We start from the raw sequence: 16,250 nt of genomic DNA on the forward strand, positions 1-16,250 counted from the left end.
TCCTACGCGTGCTGGAACCATGTGGTCTTGAGGCCCACGTAGTTGTCGATGGCGTGCCGGGAGAGGTCGCGGCCGAAGCCGGACTGTTTGAACCCGCCGAACGGGGTCGTGGAGCCGAGCGCGTCCACCGTGTTCACCGAGACGGTGCCGGCGACCAGCCGCTCGGACACCCGGTGGGCGCGAGAGAGGCTGGAGGTCCACAGCGACGCGGCCAGCCCATAGTCGGTGGCGTTCGCCGCGCGCACGGCGTCATCCTCGTGGTCGAACGCCTGGACCACGACCAGCGGGCCGAAGACCTCGTCGCGGTGCAGCGAGTGCGAGAGCGGGAGGCCGGCGACGATCGCCGGTTCGATGAACGCGCGCGAGCCCTGCCGCTGGATGCGCTCGCCGCCGATCAGCTCGCCGTCGCGCGCCGCCGCCTCGATCGCGGCGGCGACGCCGTCGGCGTGCGACTCGGAGACGAGCGCTCCGTTGCCGCTGGCCGGGTCGAGCGGGTCGCCGGAGCGATACGCCTCGGCGGCGGCCGTGAGCAGCCCGACGAACTCGTCGTACACGGGACGCTCGACGAAGATGCGCGAGTTGGCGGAGCAGACCTCGCCCTGGTTGTAGAACGCGCCGAACGCGGCCTTCTCGGCGGCCAGCGCCAGGTCCTCCACGTCGGCGAAGATCAGGTTGGAGCTCTTGCCGCCGGCCTCCAGGCTCAGCCGCTTCAGGTTGGACTCGCCCGAGTAGGTCAGCAGCTTCTTCGCGACCGCGGTCGAGCCGGTGAACGTGAGGGCGTCGACGTCCGGGTGGAGGCCGAGCGCCCGGCCGATCACCGAGCCGGGGCCGGGGACGACGTTGAGCACGCCCGCCGGGATGCCGGCCTCCAGCGCCAGCTCGCCGAGGCGGAGGGCGGTGAGGCTCGTCGTCTCCGCGGGCTTCAGCACGACGCTGTTGCCGGCGACCAGTGCGGGCGCGAGCTTCCAGGCTGCGATGTCGAGCGGGTAGTTCCACGGCACGATCGCGGCGACGACGCCGAGCGCGACCCGGCTGACGATCGCGGTCGAGCCGGGGGGAGTGGAGGGCACCTCGTCGGTGAGCTTGTCGGCGAGCTCGCCGTACCAGCGGAAGGTCGCCGCGGTGCCGGGGACGTCGACGGTGCTGGTCTGCGAGAGCGGCTTGCCCATGTCGAGGGATTCGAGGAGGGCGAACTCCGCGGCGTTGTGATCGATGAGGTCGGCGAGCCGCCGGAGGACAGCGCCGCGGTCGGCGGCGTCGCGGCGGCTCCAGGCGCCGGACTCGAAGGCGGCGCGGGCCGCGGCGACAGCGCGGTCGACGTCGGCGGCGCCGCCCCTGGCGACCTCCGCCAGCGCTTCGCCGGTCGCCGGGTTGATCGTGACGAACGTCTCGCCCGAGCTCGCGCCGACCCTGTCGCCGTTGATGAGTGCCCTGCCGTCGATGCGGACGGTTGTGTCGATCGTCATGTCGGAAGAGTACGCACGTCGAGTGCATCGAAACGAGCGTTGAAAAGCGTTCCAGTGGATCGATTGAAGTGATGGAGTGGGCTCAGGCCGCGCAACATGCAATGCCGAAATGGAGTGTTCACGCGCGCGAAACGCACGCGAAGCATCACTTCAACTGATCCAATTCGGCGATTCTCATTGTTTTACAGATTCGCGCTCGGCTGCTGACAATGGCCACACCATCAGTGAAGGAGATCAGCATGTCGAGCCAGGAAATCGAGGTCCTCGTCGTCGGCGCGGGACAGGCCGGTGTGGCGATGAGCGCCCACCTGACCGAGCGCGGCATCCCGCATCTCGTGCTGGAGCGCGGCCGCATCGCCGAGCGCTGGCGCTCGGGACGCTGGGACTCGCTCGTCGCCAACGGCCCCGCGTGGCACGACCGCTTCCCCGGCCTGGAGTTCGACGACGTCGACCAGGACGGCTTCGCCCCCAAGGAGCGCGTCGCCGACTATTTCGTCGCCTACGCCGCCATGACGGAGGCCCCCATCCGCAGCGGGGTGGAGGTGCTGTCGGTCCGCCGCACTGTCGGGGCGCCGGGGTTCCAGGTCGAGACCACGGACGGCAGCTACACCGCCCGCCACGTCGTCGCCGCGACGGGCCCGTTCCAGAAGCCGGTCATCCCCACCGTCATCCCGGCGGCCGCGGGCGTCGAGCAGCTCCACTCCAGCGACTACCGCAACCCCGGCCGGCTCCCGGCCGGCGGCGTCCTCGTCGTCGGCGCCGGCTCCTCCGGCGTGCAGATCGCCGACGAGCTGCGCCGCGCAGGACGGCAGGTGCACCTGTCCGTCGGCCCGCACGACCGGCCGCCGCGCCGCTACCGCGGCCGCGACAACGTGTGGTGGCTGGGAGTCCTCGGCAAGTGGGAGGCCTCCGCCCCCGCCGCCGGCGCCGAGCATGTGACCATCGCGGTCAGCGGCGCGCGCGGCGGCCGCACCGTGGACTTCCGCGAGCTGGCCGAGAGCGGCATCACGCTCGTCGGCCGCACGCAGGACTACGCCGACGGCGTCCTCCGGTTCGGCGGCGACCTGGCCGCCAACATCCACGCCGGCGACGCCAACTACCTCTCGGTGCTCGACGAGGCGGACGCGTACATCGAGCGCAACGGCCTCGACCTCCCCGAGGAGCCGGAGGCCCGCATCCTCGGCCCCGACCCCGCGTGCGTGACCGACCCGGTCACCGAGCTCGACCTCGCGGCGGCCGGGATCACCTCCATCGTCTGGGCGACCGGCTTCGGCGTCGACTACGGCTGGCTGCAGGTGGACGCGCTGGATGCGGCGGGCAAGCCGGTGCACCAGCGCGGCGTCTCGGCTGAGCGCGGCGTGTACTTCCTGGGCCTGCCGTGGCAGTCGCGGCGCGGCTCCAGCTTCATCTGGGGCGTCTGGCACGACGCCGGCTACATCGCCGACCAGATCGAGATCCAGCGCACCTACCTGTCGTACGAGAACGCCGCGGTCGCGGCGGAAGGAGCAGCCGTCTGATGCCGACGCACACCCGCATCCGCCCGTTCAACACCAAGGACACCTATCCCGAGCAGAACCTCGACAACGACCTCTGCCAGGCCGTCGTCGCGGGCGGCGTCGTCTACCTTCGTGGCCAGATCGGCCAGGACCTGGAGACCCGCGAGTCGGTCGGCATCGGCGACGTGGAGGCGCAGGCCGAGAAGGCCATGGCGAACATCGCCATGCTGCTGGAGGAGGCCGGCTCGAGCCTCGACGACATCGTGAAGGTCGTCATCTACCTCATCGACCCGCGCTACCGGGAGGCCGTCTACCGGGTCGTCGGACGCTGGCTGAAGGGCGTGTTCCCGGTCTCCACCGGCATCGTCGTCTCGGCGCTGGCCCGGCCGGAGTGGCTGGTCGAGATCGACGCCACGGCCGTGCTGAGCGCGTCGGCGGCTGTGGGGGGAGGCGCCGAGTGACGTTCTCGATCCTCGCCGTCGACGGAACGGGGGCGATCGGCTCGGCCATCTGCTCCTCCTCGCCCGCGGTCGCCGCCCGCTGCGTGAACCTCGCCGACGGCGTCGGCGGCGCGCACTCCCAGAACATCACCGACCCCCGGCTCGGACCGCAGCTCATCGACGGCCTGCGCGACGGCCGGCCGGTGGAGGAGGTCCTGGCGTGGGTCGTGGACTCCACGCCGGACATCGACTACCGGCAGCTCCTCGTGATCGACCGGAACGGCCGCTCGGCCATCCACTCCGGCTCCCAGGTGCTCGGCCACCACGGCCAGGCGCAGTCTGCGCACGCGGTCGCGGCGGGCAACATGCTCGCGCGCGACGACGTGCCCCAGCTCATGGTGGACGCGTTCGAGTCGGCCGCGGGCGAGCTGGAGGTGCGGCTGCTGGCCGCGCTCCGGGCCGCGGTCGCGGCGGGCGGCGAGGAGGGGCCGGTGCACTCGGCCGGCGTCGCGGTCGTGCGCGACGCCGGCTGGCGGGTCACCGACCTCCGCGTGGACTGGGCGGAGAACCCGGTCGAACTGCTGGGGGAGATCCTGGTGGAGACGTGGCTACCGCAGCGCGATGCCTACGTGACGCGCGGGCTGATGCCGGCGGGAGCGCCCAGCTACGGGGTGCCCGGGGATGAGTGACACTGCGATGAGTGACACCGCGATGAGTGACATCGCGACCGCGACGTCGCTGAAGGACCGCGCCCGCACGCTCGTCGACGCCGACCTCCCGTCGCTCGTCGCGCTCTCGGAGGCGCTGCACGCCGATCCCGAGACCGCCTGGAACGAGCACCGCTCCAGCGCCCGCCTGCAGGAGGCGCTCGCCTCCCGCGGCTTCGCCGTGACACCCGCGTACCTCGGCCTGGACACCGCCTTCCTCGCCACCGCCGGCGCCGGCCCGGTCCGCATCGGCGTCTGCGCCGAGTACGACGCGCTCCCCGGCCTCGGTCACGCCTGCGGCCACAACCTCATCGCTGCGATCGCCGTCGGCGTCGCCTCCGCTCTCGCCCCGCTCGCCGACGAGCTCGGCATCACCGTCGAGGTCTACGGCACCCCCGCAGAGGAGGGCGGCGGTGGCAAGATCGAGCTGCTCGACCGCGGCGCGTTCACCGGCCTCGACCTCGCCGTGATGGCGCACCCCGGCCCGGTGGACGTCGCCGAGGCGCGCCCGTTCGCCGTCGCGCACTCGCACGTCCGCTACGACGGCAAGGCCGCACACGCGGGCGCCTACCCGGAGGAGGGCGTCAACGCCAACGACGCCTTCGTGGTCGCGCAGGTCGCCATCGGGCTGCTGCGCCAGCAGCTCCCGCACTCGGCGCGCGTGCACGGCATCCAGACGGTCGGCGGTCAGGCGCCCAACGCCATCCCGGACCGCACCGAGGGCCGCTGGTACGTCCGTGCCGAGACGCTGGAGGAGCTGGAGCGCATCGAGGAGAAGGTGAACCGGTGCTTCGAGGCGGGCGCGCTCGCCTCCGGCACGACCCTCACGATCACGCCGGAGAGCAAGCCGTACTCCGAGTTCCGCAACGACGAGCGCGCGCTCGCGCTGTACCGGGCGAACGCGGAGGCGCTCGGCCGGGTGTTCGACGGCACGTCCGCCGCGGGCCGGATGAACCGCGCCTCCACCGACATGGGCAACGTGTCGCAGGTCGTCCCCGCCATCCACCCGTACGTCGGCGTCGGCAGCCTCCCGGCCACCAACCACCAGCCCGAGTTCGCCGCCGCGTGCGTCGGCCCGCTCGCCGAGAAGGCGCTGCGGGACGCCGCCGTCGCGCTCGCGCAGACCGTCGTGGAGTTCGTCGCGTGACCACCCGCACCGAGCACGACTCGCTCGGCCCGGTCGAGGTCCCGGCCGACGCCTACTGGGGCGCGCACACGCAGCGCGCGGTGGAGAACTTCCCGATCTCCGGGCGGGGGATCGGGACGTATCCCGAGCTCGTGACCGCGCTGGCGCTGGTCAAGCAGGCGGCCGCGCGGGCGAACGCGGAGATCGGCGTGCTGGAGCCGGCTGTCGGCGAGGTGATCGACGCCGCCTGCCAGGACATCGTGGACGGCAGCCTCCACGAACAGTTCGTGGTCGACCTGATCCAGGGCGGCGCCGGCACCTCCACGAACATGAACGCCAACGAGGTCATCGCGAACCGCGCGCTCGAACGCCTCGGGCATCCGCGCGGGAGGTACGACGTCATCCACCCGCTGGACCACGTCAACCGCAGCCAGAGCACCAACGACGTGTACCCGACCGCCGTCAAGGTCGCGCTCACCATCGGGCTGCGGCGGCTGATCGCCGAGCACGCGGTGCTGGCGGCGGCGTTCCGCGCCAAGGGTGTGGAGTTCCGCGACCATGTGAAGATCGGCCGCACCCAGCTCCAGGACGCGGTGCCGATGACGCTCGGCCAGGAGTTCACGGCGTTCGCGGTGACGATGGACGAAGACAACCTCCGGCTGACCGAGACCATCCCGCTGCTCGCGGAGATCAACCTCGGCGCGACCGCGATCGGCACCGGCATCACCGCCTCGCCCGGCTACGCCACCGCGGTCGTGCGCCACCTCGCCGCGCTGACCGGCCTCCCGCTCGTGACCGCCACCGACCTCATCGAGGCGACCTCGGACACCGGCGTCTTCATGCTGGTCTCCGCCGCGCTGAAACGCGCCGCGATCAAGCTCTCGAAGATCTCCTCGGACCTGCGCCTGCTGTCGAGCGGCCCCCAGTTCGGCTTCGGCGAGCTGCACCTCCCGCCGCGCCAGGCAGGCTCGTCGATCATGCCGGGCAAGGTCAACCCGGTGATCCCGGAGGTCGTCAACCAGGTCGCCTTCGCGATCGCAGGCGCCGACGTGTCCATCACGATGGCGGCCGACAACGGCCAGCTCCAGCTCAACGCGTTCGAGCCGGTCATCGCCAACGCGCTGCTGCAGGGGCTCACCTGGCTGACGAACGCGTGCCGGACGCTGCGGGTGAACTGTGTCGACGGCATCCAGGCCGATGCGGAGCTGCTGCGGGCACGCGTCGCGTCATCGGTCGGGCTGGTGACGGCGCTGACGCCGCGGATCGGCTACACGACGGCCGCGCAGATCGCGCACGAGGCGCTGGAGACCGGGGGAGACGTGCGGGCGGCGATCGTCGGACGCGGGCTGCTGACGGCGGAGGAGTACGACGCGATCACGGACCCGCGGGTGTTGACCGGCATGCGCTGAAACGGCGGGACCGTCGAGTCAGTCCGCGGGGATCACGCGGACGATGCGTTCGAGGCCGGCGAAATCGGCGACGTTGTGCGTGACGATCGCGGCGCCGTGCGCCCGGGCGACCGCAGCGATCATCAGGTCGGCGATCCTCCCGCGCGGCGACCTGCCCGCTGCCTGTACCGCCTCGACGATCCGCCCGTAATACATCGCCGCGACATCGTCGAACGGGAGGCCGCTCCCGAACGCCTGCCGGATCTCCAGGACCTGGAGCTTGCGGTCGGCGAGCACCGACGGGTCGAGCCCGGGCGCCACGAGTCCCTGCTCGAGCTCGGCGTAGGAGACGGAGCAGATCGCGACATCGGTGATCCCCTCCGGGATGACGTACCCGCCGGTGATCAGGACGTTCGAGTCGAGCAGAGCCCTCACTGCCAGGGGTCTCGCAGATCCTGCTCGGCCCGCTGGTCCTGGAGCTCGCGTGCCCAATCCTCGTCGCCGCTGCGCTCGAGCAGCGCAGCGACCCGCTCGACCGGGACCCACGCCGACTCGACGTGAGGCACGACGTCGGCGACAGGACGACCATGGTTGGTCACCACGTAGCGCTCGCCGCTCTGGACGTCGGCGAGCATCTTCGTCGGGTTCTGCCGAAGCTGCCCGACGGTGATGCTGTGGTCATCGATGGTCGATATCATCCCCCCAGGCTACCCGATGCCGTAGACATTTATCTACGATGCTTTTCGACACCCGCCCAGTCCTGCAGCCTTCCCGTGGCCGGGGACCCGCTCTCGTCCAGCCACGGCAGCACCGCCGTCGCGAATGTGGCGCGCACCCGGCTCACGTCGTCCTCCACGGACTCCGCTGCCCAGATCACCTGCTCGCCCGCGTAGATGGAGTCGAGCAGGCGCACCAGCGGCTCCACCGGAGTGGTGCCCACGAGCTCGCCGTCGGCCACCGCCTGCGCGAGCGCGGTGCGGGTGAGCTCGGTGAACTCGCGCGTGCGGCCGAACGCCGAGCGCGGGTCGGAGCCCGGGTGCACCTGGCCCCAGAACGCCACCACCACGCGCGCCTCCTCGCGGGTCACCGCGGAGGTCGGCAGGATCTCCTCCGCGATCGCCAGCAGCGCCGCGAGTCCGCGGGCGTCGCCGGCGCGGGCGGCGATCCGCTCCAGCGTGCGCTCGACTCCCCGCTGGGCCGCTGCCTCCGCGATCTGCTCCACCGAGTCGAAGTAGTGCCAGAGCGTGCCGGGCACCACGCCGAGGTCGGCCGCGACGGAGCGGCCGTGCGTCCCCGCGACGCCGGTGCGCGCGAGCACGCGCAGGTAGGCGTCCACGATGTCGCGGCGGCGCTGGTCGTGATCGACGATCTTCGGCACGCCCCCATCTTGCCCGACGCGCCGTCGCCAACGGAGGACATCCGCCCGCCCAACCCCCCAAACCGCAGCCACCGGAGGACACTCGACCCCTTCAGTCCCCGCCCTCCTCCGCTCGCATCCGCGTCGCGAACGGAGACGCCCGCTCCCAGCCCGCGTCGCCAACGGAGGACATCCGCCCGCCCCGGCCCCGAATCTCCTCCGCAACCCGCCCCAGCCCGGCGTGCCGTCCCGAATCTCCTCCGCTCCCCACCCGCGTCGCCAACGGAGGAGATCCCCCCCCGCGCAACCCCGAAACCGCAGCTACCGGAGGACATCTGGCCTTCGCAGGCGACGATCTCCTCCGCTACTCGCGTCGTCAGCGGAGGACTCCCGCACCCTCCCACGCCCGTCGCCAGCGGAGGGCTCCCGCCCGCTCCCGCCCGCGTCGCGAACGGAGGACATCCGCCCGCCCCGGCCCCGAATCTCCTCCGCGACCCGCCCCCGCCCGGCGTGCTGCCCCGAAACTCCTCCGTTCTCTGCAGGCGCCCTTCCCAATCCGGGTTTTTGACACTACAGTCAATAACCATCGGGATCCACCGACGAAGGAGTTCTGGAATGTCCCTGACGATCGCCACCGCGACCTCCCACCCGCTCGCCGCGCTCACCGGTGCCGAGATCGACCGCGCCCGCCAGGTGTTCGCGGCCGCCGGCCTGGTGACCGAGCACACCCGGTTCACCTACGTCATGCTGCGCGAGCCGCACAAGCGCGACGTCCTCGACCCCGACCGCGCCGCCACGCTGCACCGCGAGGTGGAGGCCCTGCTGCTCGACTTCTCGACCGGCGCCGTCACGCAGGCGGTCGCCGACCTCACCGCGGGGGAGGTCGTCCACACCCGCGAGCTCGACCCCGTCACCGAGGGAACCGCGCCCGTCCTGGACGAGGAGTTCACCCTCGTGGACGAGATCGTCAAGGCCGACGCCGGTTGGGTCGCGGCGCTCGCCAAGCGCGGCATCCACGACGTCAGCACCGTCCGCACCTGCCCGCTGACCGCCGGCCACTTCGACTACGACGACGAGGAGGGCCGCCGGATGTTCCGCGTGCTCGCGTTCGTCCAGCAGAGCCCGTCCGACCTCCCGTGGGCGCACCCGATCGACGGCGTGGTGGCGCACGTCGACACCCTCTCGCGCTCGGTGATCCGCCTGGTCGAGACCCCGATCGACACGGTTCCGCTGGAGTCCGGCGACTATCTCGACCCGGAGGTCACCTGCTCGCTGCGCACCTCGCTCAAGCCGATCGAGATCACGCAGCCGGAAGGCGTCAGCTTCGAGTACCGGGACGGCGTGCTGAGCTGGGAGAACTGGGACCTGCGCGTCGGCTTCAACGGCCGCGAGGGCCTCACCCTCCACGACGTCGCCTTCACCTACCAGCAGGAGCGCCGACCCATCCTGTACCGGGCCTCCATCTCGGAGATGGTCGTCAACTACGCCGACCCGACGCCCATCCACGGCTGGCAGAACTACTACGACGCCGGCGAGTACCAGTTCGGCCGCCTCGCGAACTCGCTGGAGCTCGGCTGCGACTGCCTCGGCGACATCTTCTACCTGGACGCCGTGGTCGCCGACGACTTCTGCAACCCGCGCACCATCACGAACGCGATCTGCATCCACGAGGAGGACTACGGCATCCTCTGGAAGCACACCGACGAGTTCACCCACACCTCGGAGGCCCGCCGCCAGCGCCGCCTGGTCGTGTCGTTCTTCACGACCGTCGGCAACTACGACTACGGCTTCTACTTCTACTTCTACCTCGACGGGACGTTCGAGGTGGAGGCCAAGGCCACGGGGATCGTCTTCACCGGCGCCCACGACGGCGGCGACGACCCGTACTCCACGCCGCTCGCACCGGGGCTCGGAGCTCCGGTGCACCAGCACATGTTCTGCGCCCGGCTCGACATGACCGTGGACGGCGTCGCCAACTCCGTCGACGAGATCGACGTCGCCCGCGTCCCCGTGTCGGAGAGCAACCCGTGGGGGAGCGCGATCGGACGGACCATCACCCGGCTGTCGTCGGAGTCCGGCGCCGTGCGCGACGCCGACGGCTCGGTGGGCCGCGTCTGGTCGATCAGCAGCGCCTCCCGCCGCAACCGCGTCGGCCGCCCGACCAGCTACGTGCTGCACCCGTCGTCGGAACCCGCACTGTTCACCGCGGACGAGGCCCACCAGCGCCGCCGCGCGGGTTTCGCCGCGCACCACCTCTGGGTCACGCAGTACGAGCCGTCCGAGCTGTGGGCGGCCGGCTACGCGGTGAACCTGCACCCGGGCGGCGCCGGCCTCCCCGCGTACGTCGCGCAGGACCGCCCGCTCGACGGCGAGGACATCGTGGTCTGGCACACGTTCGGCCTGACGCACTTCCCGCGCCTGGAGGACTGGCCTATCATGCCGGTCGACTACGCCGGGTTCACGCTGAAGCCGTACGGATTCTTCGACCGGAACCCGACGCTGGATGTGCCGCGGTCGGCGTCGTCGTGCCACTCGGGTGCGGAAGCCTCCGCCTCCTGCGGCGCCGATTGCACCTGCGGCCACTGATGCTCCTCGACGTTGGCGCGCTCGGGGCCTCCACGGTCTCCGCCTGCTGCCTGCTGGGGTCGCCGCGGCCGGTGCGGGTGTGGGTTTCGGCGGGGCTGATGGTGCTGGCGATGCTGGGCTGCGTGCTCGGGTCGTCCGTGCCCGGCGTCGGGTTGGCCGCCATCGTGCTGTCGCTGGCGTCGGCGGGGTTCGCCCTGCAGCGGCGGTCGGGGAGGGTGCCGCCGATGAGTCTGCACCGGGCGCTGGGCGGGGTGACGATGGCGGCGCTGGTAGGGATGTCGCTGGGGATGTCGCGGGGCGGTGCTTCCGGTTCGGCGCACGCGCACGGGGTGTCGCTCGGCGTGATCGTGGTCGCGTTCGTCGCGGGGTACCTCGCGTACAGCGCGTGGCTGCTCGTCACGATGGCGCGGGAGAGTCACCTCACGCGTCGCCGCGGGGCGCGTGGGCTCCTGGAGCTCGGCGAGGTCGCCGGGATGTCGGTCGGCGTCCTGCTGATGGCGGCGATGTAGGCGGGTTCAGCCCTCGCCCGGGCCGGCCTCCGCGATCGCCACCCGCAGCTCGCGAGCGACATCCTCCAGCGACCGCCCCGACCCGACGGCCAGGCCGGCGATGTAGGCCGTGAGCGGCGCCGCCGGACGGGTCACCCCGTGGGCGGCATCCCGCGCGAGGTCGAGCAGCGCGGCCACATCGCCCGGCTCGAGACCCACCCCGAGCCGCCGCGCGGCGGCGCCGGCCCATGCGTCGAGTTCCTGCGGTTCCATCAGTGCTCCTTCGCTCGTTCGAGGTCGTGCCGTTCGTCGATGTCCGCGACCGCGTCGCGGTGGGCGGGGACGATCGGGAGGCCGAGGTGGCCGATCAGTGCGCGGGCCGGCCGCCCGGCCGGGCCGCCGGTGGCATCCAGTTCTGCAAGCTGCGCCCGGAGTGCCGCGACCGGGACGCGCGCGAGCAGCCACTGCGCGTTGCCGTCCTGGTCGGCGAGCACGCCGAACTGGATGGCGTGCAGTGCGGCGACGGCGAGGTCCGGTCGTGCAAGATCGGCCGAGACGATGAGCGTCTCGGCGGTGTCCTCGGGCAGCGCCGCGGCACCCGCCGCGATGCCGGCGCACGGCCCACCCCACCGCGGATACTCGGACACGGTCACGACCCCGCGCGGCACCGTCCCGTTGGTCGCCGACACCAGGACGACCGTCGCGCAGCCGCCCACGGCCTCCATCGTGCGCTGCAGCAGCGTGCGCCCGCCGACCTCCGCGAGCAGCTTGTCGCTGCCGAAACGCGTCGAGCGGCCGCCGGCGATGACGATGGCGGCGGGCGGCGGGGGAGGGAGGGCCACGGGGTCCAGCCTGCCACGGTCGGGGTAGGGGTGCGAGTCGCCGGTGCGTGAAGGCGGCGCCACGTACTGAGAACTCGACTGGCTGCCGATCCGCGTTACCGGTTCTGGGTGAAGAAGATGACTGCCCACAACACGAAGAACGCAGCTCCGACACAGCCGAGAACGAGCCCGGCGGTCGCCTGGCCCCGCCCCGAGTCGACGATCCCAGCCCGCTCCATCTGGTCCGCCGTCGTGCGGGCCTGCGCGCCGAAGGCGATCGCAAGGACCGACGGCAGTGCGAATGGGTTGATGAAGATGCTGATGATTCCCCACACGAGCGCCCGGGTCGCCTTGCTGTTCTTCGGAGGGACGGCGACGACGTACTGCGGGCCCGGTGCCGGCAGGTACGACGAGTGCGACGGTAGGGAGACGTAGCCTGCTGGATTGCCGTACGAGGTCTCGGCAGCGGCGGCTTCGGAGGTTGCGCCGTACCCGATCGGGGGGACGGGTACCTGCGGGGCCGTGTGCTCCGTCCACACGGTGCCGTTCCAATAGCGGACGATGCCAGAGGTGACGGGGTCGGCGTACCAGCCGGCGGGAGGGTTCATGGGGTGCCTTTCGTGTCGGTTCCCTGCGCGCGAGGAGGTCGGCGCTCGTTGTGGTTTCGGAGGGCGGGATGTATGCCACTCGCGAAGCATGGCAACGGCTCGGGGGAAGGCGTACTGGCCGGTTCGGAGCAGTGCGAGGGCGAGGGCGACGAATCCGCCGAACACCATCAGCGGCCTCCACGCCGTATAGACGGAGGGGAACACGCATGCCAGTGGCGACCCGCAGGGCTGGTCGGCCACGGCCCGGATGATGAGGATCGCGGCGATGACGATGGCTGCGCCCGACCACGCGCGGACCGGGTCGCCGAGCTTCGGAGCAGGGTGTCTGGCCCTGCGACTCGAGGCAGCGGATCGGGTGCCCGCTGCAGGACGCCGAGTGGCCGTCCGCGACGGCGGCCTCGACGCGTGCGTATCCGACAGGCCGGCCCGGGCGACCAGCCGCTCGAACCTCTGCATCATCCGGAGAGTGTCCGCAGCCCGAGGGTCGACGTGCCAGGTCGTCGGTTCCTCGGCGGCGAGCTTCAGCAGTTCGATCTTGGCAGGGCTCAGCTGGGCAGGTTGGGATCGGAGCCAGGCGACCAGTTGCCTGGCATCCTTCACGACGATCGAACGGTTCTGAGGTGAACGGACGTCCTTGAGCGCCCTCGCGTTGAGCACCGCGAGCACCGGCGTCACCGGCACGGGGAATCCGACGTGTTCGGCCAGCCGACGGCCGACATCCAGCGCATCGGTGCGGGCGATCTTCAGATGAGGAGTGTTCGCGTTGTTGACCCGAAGCACATGGTCACCCACCCAGACGGAGGCCCCCGCGTGATGTTTCGTGTTGATCGCGAAGACACCGCCTGGCCCGATGACGAGGTGATCGACGTCTTTCGTGTCCGCACCGATCGGAACGGAGTGCCGGACGAACCATTCCGGGCCGAGTGCGCCGAGGAGCCGGCCGACCTCGATTTCGCCCAGTGCGCCCTGATACCAGGACCACGCGTCCGGGTGGAGCCGAACGTGCTTGTCCGACCGGAGCGAGGAGTCGAGGTCCTCTGCGTCGGCCTGGACCTGGAGGCACTTCAGCGCGACCGCGTAGCCGGCCGGTCGGGTGGCGAGCGCGTTGATCCCGGCGAAGTCGACGCGCGGAGACGCGCCGTGCATCGAATTGCTCACTGTGAGTCTTTCTCGGGTCGGGTGAGAGCAGACTACCGAGAAGCCGACCGTTCGGTATGAAATCGCCCCTGGATTGGGGTGAGTGTGCGCTGAGAACCCTCCCGAATCCGCCCTGAACGATATATCGTTAACTATCGTTACCGACTCACCCGATCCTTATCAGGAGGCACATCATGAGCGGAACATTCACCGGTGGGGGCGGTTGGGGCAACATGAACGCCGACGGCCTCTTCCAGGCCTTCGACCAGCTCCGGTCGCAGTTCGAGAAGAAGGTCGGCACCCGCATGGGCCGCGGCGACGTCCGCGCCGCCGTGCTCGCGCTGCTGGCCGAGAAGCCCATGCACGGGTACCAGATCATCCGGGAGATCGAGGAGCGCAGCGGCGGGAGCTGGAAGCCGTCCGCCGGGTCCGTGTATCCGACGCTCCAGTTGCTGGCCGACGAGGGGCTCATCACGGCCGAGGAGTCCAACGGGCGCAAGACGTACGCGCTGACCGAGGAGGGCAAGGCTGCGGCCGAGGAGGCCGGGCCTGCGCCGTGGGCGCCCGAGGAGAAGAGCGAGACCACGAGCCCGCCCTGGGGCCCGGGCAACTGGAGCGGCGGGCACAACCCGTTCGACTCCGAGCTTCCCAAGGCGGGGATGGCGCTCGCGCAGGCCGCCGCCCAGGTGCGGCGCACGGGCACGCCCGAGCAGGTGAAGGAGGCCGCCGCGGTCCTCGACGAGGCGCGGCGGAAGCTGTACTCGATCCTCGCCCAGGACGCCCAGGACTGAGCGGGTGGCGGCGCCCGACGCGGCCGGATCAGGCGCGACGACGACACCAGGGACGAACAGCAGGACAGCAGCAGTAGCGGGCGCCGGCAACACCCGGGCCCGCTACCGCCGCATCCTGCGGTTCGCCGCGGCCAACCTCGTCCACATCTGGTGGTACGACCTCTTCCTTCCGCGCATCGGGCTCGGCCGTTTCAGCGAGCGCGGGCGCACCAAGCGGCTCACCGCGTTCGCGCGGCGGTTCCACGACCTCGCCGTCGAGCTCGGCGGGCTCATGATCAAGGTCGGGCAGTTCATGTCGTCGCGGCTCGACGTCCTCCCTCCGGAGATCACGAAGGAGCTCGAAGGGCTGCAGGACGAGGTGCCTGCGGTCCCGTTCGACGCCATCCGGCGGCTCGCCGAGGCGGAGCTCGGGATGCCGCTGGAGCGCGTCTTCGACAGCATCGACCCCGTTCCCGTCGCGGCGGCCTCGCTCGGGCAGGCGCACCGGGCGCGCCTCGCGGAGCAGGACAGGAACGACACCGGGCTCGACACGGTCGTCGTCAAGGTGCAGCGGCCGGGCATCGACGCGATCGTCGACGTCGACCTGGCGGCGCTGCGGCGGGTGGGCGGCTGGCTGAAGCGGGTCAGGGTGGTGTCCGACCGGGTGGACATGCCGGCGCTGGTGGAGGAGTTCGCGGCGACCAGCCTGGAGGAGATCGACTACCTCCACGAGGCCAGGAGCGCGGCGCGGTTCGCGGAGGACTTCACCCACGACCCGCGCGTAGCGGTCCCGGAGGTCGTCTGGGAGCGGACCACGCGCCGCGTGCTCACCCTCGAGGACGTGACGGCGATCAAGATCACCGATGTGCTCGCGCTGCGCGCCGCGGGGATCGACCCGGCGCACGTCGCGCCGGTGTTCGCCTCGGTGATGTTCGACCAGCTGTTCACGAACGGGTTCTTCCACGCCGACCCGCACCCGGGCAATATCTTCGTCACGCCCGATCCCACGCTCGCCGCCGACGGGATGGACGCGACCACCGCGCACCCGTGGAAGCTGACGTTCATCGACTTCGGGATGATGGGGGAGGTCCCCGACGGCACGCGGCGCGGCCTCCGCAAGCTCCTCATCGCGGCGGCGGGGCGCGACGGCAAGGGGCTCGTCGACGCGATGCGCGACGTCGGGGTGCTGCTGCCGACCTCCGACACGTCCGAGCTGGAGCGGGCGATGACCCAGCTCTTCGCGCGGTTCGGCGGGATGGGCTTCGCTCAGCTGCGGGACGTCGACCAGCGGGAGTTCCGCGACTTCGCCATCCAGTTCGGCGACGTGATCCGGTCGCTGCCGTTCCAGCTGCCGGAGCACTTCCTGCTCATCGTGCGGGCGATATCGCTGACGTCGGGGGTGAGCAGCGCGCTCGACCCGGAGTTCAACCTGTGGGACTCGATCGAGCCGTACGCGACGCAGCTGCTGCGCGACGAGAGCGGCAACATGGTGCAGGACGCGCTGAAGGAGGCCGCCTCCATCGCGGGCGTCACCGTCCGGCTGCCGAAACGGCTCGACGGGATGGTCAACCGCATCGAGGAGGGCAACTTCTCGGTCAAGACGCCGGGGCTCGACCAGCGGATCGGGCGGCTCGAACGCGTCACCCGGCGGTTGATCGCGGCGGTGCTGTTCAGCGGGTTCCTGGTCGCGGGGGCCGTGCTGCTGCCCACGGTGCAGGCATTCGGGATCGTGCTGATGAGCGTCTCCGCGTTGCCGCTGATCTACGTCCTCGTGGGCGGCCGCCGCCGCTAGCGGAGTGCCGAGGGGCACGTAAACGCCCCTAAAACCGTGTTTTAGGGGCGTTTACGCGCCCCTCGACG

Annotated in this window: 16 protein-coding genes; 9 read left to right on the forward strand and 7 right to left on the reverse strand. The window is 71.2% G+C overall.

The window, feature by feature from the left end; all coding sequences use genetic code 11:
- Positions 1–2 precede the first annotated feature (2 nt).
- Positions 3–1,466, reverse strand: a complete 1,464-nt coding sequence (locus tag ACFRFH_RS15105) for an aldehyde dehydrogenase family protein (protein ID WP_382463810.1) — start codon at positions 1,464–1,466, stop codon at positions 3–5.
- 239 nt (positions 1,467–1,705) lie between these two features.
- On the opposite strand from ACFRFH_RS15105, the gene ACFRFH_RS15110 reads away from it, so the two are divergent.
- The 5 genes from ACFRFH_RS15110 to ACFRFH_RS15130 are packed head-to-tail and all read left to right on the forward strand — an operon-like array spanning position 1,706 to position 6,644.
- On the forward strand, positions 1,706–2,983 hold the full coding sequence (locus tag ACFRFH_RS15110) for a flavin-containing monooxygenase (protein ID WP_382463811.1): 1,278 nt from the start codon (positions 1,706–1,708) through the stop codon (positions 2,981–2,983).
- Entirely contained in the window at positions 2,983–3,423 is a 441-nt protein-coding gene (locus ACFRFH_RS15115; protein WP_382463812.1) for a RidA family protein, read from the forward strand. Before ACFRFH_RS15110 ends, ACFRFH_RS15115 begins: the two co-directional genes overlap by 1 nt.
- Complete coding sequence (locus tag ACFRFH_RS15120; RefSeq protein ID WP_382463813.1) at positions 3,420–4,091, forward strand: DUF1028 domain-containing protein; 672 nt, start codon at positions 3,420–3,422, stop codon at positions 4,089–4,091. Before ACFRFH_RS15115 ends, ACFRFH_RS15120 begins: the two co-directional genes overlap by 4 nt.
- Positions 4,092–4,098: 7 nt before the next feature.
- Entirely contained in the window at positions 4,099–5,256 is a 1,158-nt protein-coding gene (locus ACFRFH_RS15125; protein WP_382463814.1) for a M20 family metallopeptidase, read from the forward strand.
- On the forward strand, positions 5,253–6,644 hold the full coding sequence (locus ACFRFH_RS15130; RefSeq protein ID WP_382463815.1) for an aspartate ammonia-lyase: 1,392 nt from the start codon (positions 5,253–5,255) through the stop codon (positions 6,642–6,644). Before ACFRFH_RS15125 ends, ACFRFH_RS15130 begins: the two co-directional genes overlap by 4 nt.
- Before the next feature lie 18 nt (positions 6,645–6,662).
- Here the strand turns inward: ACFRFH_RS15130 and ACFRFH_RS15135 are convergent, their stop codons facing one another.
- From ACFRFH_RS15135 to ACFRFH_RS15145, 3 genes are read right to left on the reverse strand one after another with little or no spacing between them, the layout of a single operon-like run.
- Positions 6,663–7,058 (reverse strand): PIN domain-containing protein, encoded by a 396-nt coding sequence (locus ACFRFH_RS15135; protein WP_382463816.1) that lies wholly within the window; start codon positions 7,056–7,058, stop codon positions 6,663–6,665.
- Positions 7,055–7,321: a type II toxin-antitoxin system Phd/YefM family antitoxin gene (locus ACFRFH_RS15140; RefSeq protein WP_382463817.1), complete on the reverse strand. Its 267-nt coding sequence runs from the start codon at positions 7,319–7,321 to the stop codon at positions 7,055–7,057. The genes ACFRFH_RS15135 and ACFRFH_RS15140 overlap by 4 nt, the downstream gene beginning before the upstream one ends.
- Positions 7,322–7,350: 29 nt before the next feature.
- Positions 7,351–8,001, reverse strand: coding sequence for a TetR/AcrR family transcriptional regulator (locus tag ACFRFH_RS15145; RefSeq protein ID WP_382463818.1), 651 nt, complete (start codon positions 7,999–8,001; stop codon positions 7,351–7,353).
- A gap of 594 nt (positions 8,002–8,595) precedes the next feature.
- Between ACFRFH_RS15145 and ACFRFH_RS15150 the strand changes: the two genes are divergently transcribed.
- Entirely contained in the window at positions 8,596–10,566 is a 1,971-nt protein-coding gene (locus tag ACFRFH_RS15150) for a primary-amine oxidase (RefSeq protein ID WP_382463819.1), read from the forward strand.
- Positions 10,566–11,075 (forward strand): hypothetical protein, encoded by a 510-nt coding sequence (locus ACFRFH_RS15155; RefSeq protein WP_382463820.1) that lies wholly within the window; start codon positions 10,566–10,568, stop codon positions 11,073–11,075. The genes ACFRFH_RS15150 and ACFRFH_RS15155 overlap by 1 nt, the downstream gene beginning before the upstream one ends.
- A gap of 6 nt (positions 11,076–11,081) precedes the next feature.
- Here the strand turns inward: ACFRFH_RS15155 and ACFRFH_RS15160 are convergent, their stop codons facing one another.
- From ACFRFH_RS15160 to ACFRFH_RS15170, 3 genes are all read right to left on the reverse strand, one after another.
- Positions 11,082–11,327, reverse strand: coding sequence for a DUF6457 domain-containing protein (locus ACFRFH_RS15160; protein ID WP_382463821.1), 246 nt, complete (start codon positions 11,325–11,327; stop codon positions 11,082–11,084).
- A complete protein-coding gene (locus tag ACFRFH_RS15165) occupies positions 11,327–11,896 on the reverse strand; it encodes a molybdenum cofactor guanylyltransferase (protein WP_382463822.1) in 570 nt (189 codons plus the stop codon). Before ACFRFH_RS15165 ends, ACFRFH_RS15160 begins: the two co-directional genes overlap by 1 nt.
- A 95-nt stretch (positions 11,897–11,991) precedes the next feature.
- Complete coding sequence (locus ACFRFH_RS15170; protein ID WP_382463823.1) at positions 11,992–13,641, reverse strand: DUF2510 domain-containing protein; 1,650 nt, start codon at positions 13,639–13,641, stop codon at positions 11,992–11,994.
- A 173-nt stretch (positions 13,642–13,814) separates the two neighbouring features.
- On the opposite strand from ACFRFH_RS15170, the gene ACFRFH_RS15175 reads away from it, so the two are divergent.
- Complete coding sequence (locus ACFRFH_RS15175) at positions 13,815–14,411, forward strand: PadR family transcriptional regulator (protein WP_382463824.1); 597 nt, start codon at positions 13,815–13,817, stop codon at positions 14,409–14,411.
- Between the two features lie 4 nt (positions 14,412–14,415).
- The gene (locus tag ACFRFH_RS15180) at positions 14,416–16,182 is read left to right on the forward strand and encodes an ABC1 kinase family protein (protein ID WP_382463825.1); all 1,767 of its coding nucleotides are present in this window, start codon (positions 14,416–14,418) and stop codon (positions 16,180–16,182) included.
- Positions 16,183–16,250: the final 68 nt, after the last annotated feature.

Origin of the sequence: Leifsonia sp. NPDC056824, assembly GCF_042789575.1 — a bacterium.
Classification (GTDB): domain Bacteria; phylum Actinomycetota; class Actinomycetes; order Actinomycetales; family Microbacteriaceae; genus Leifsonia.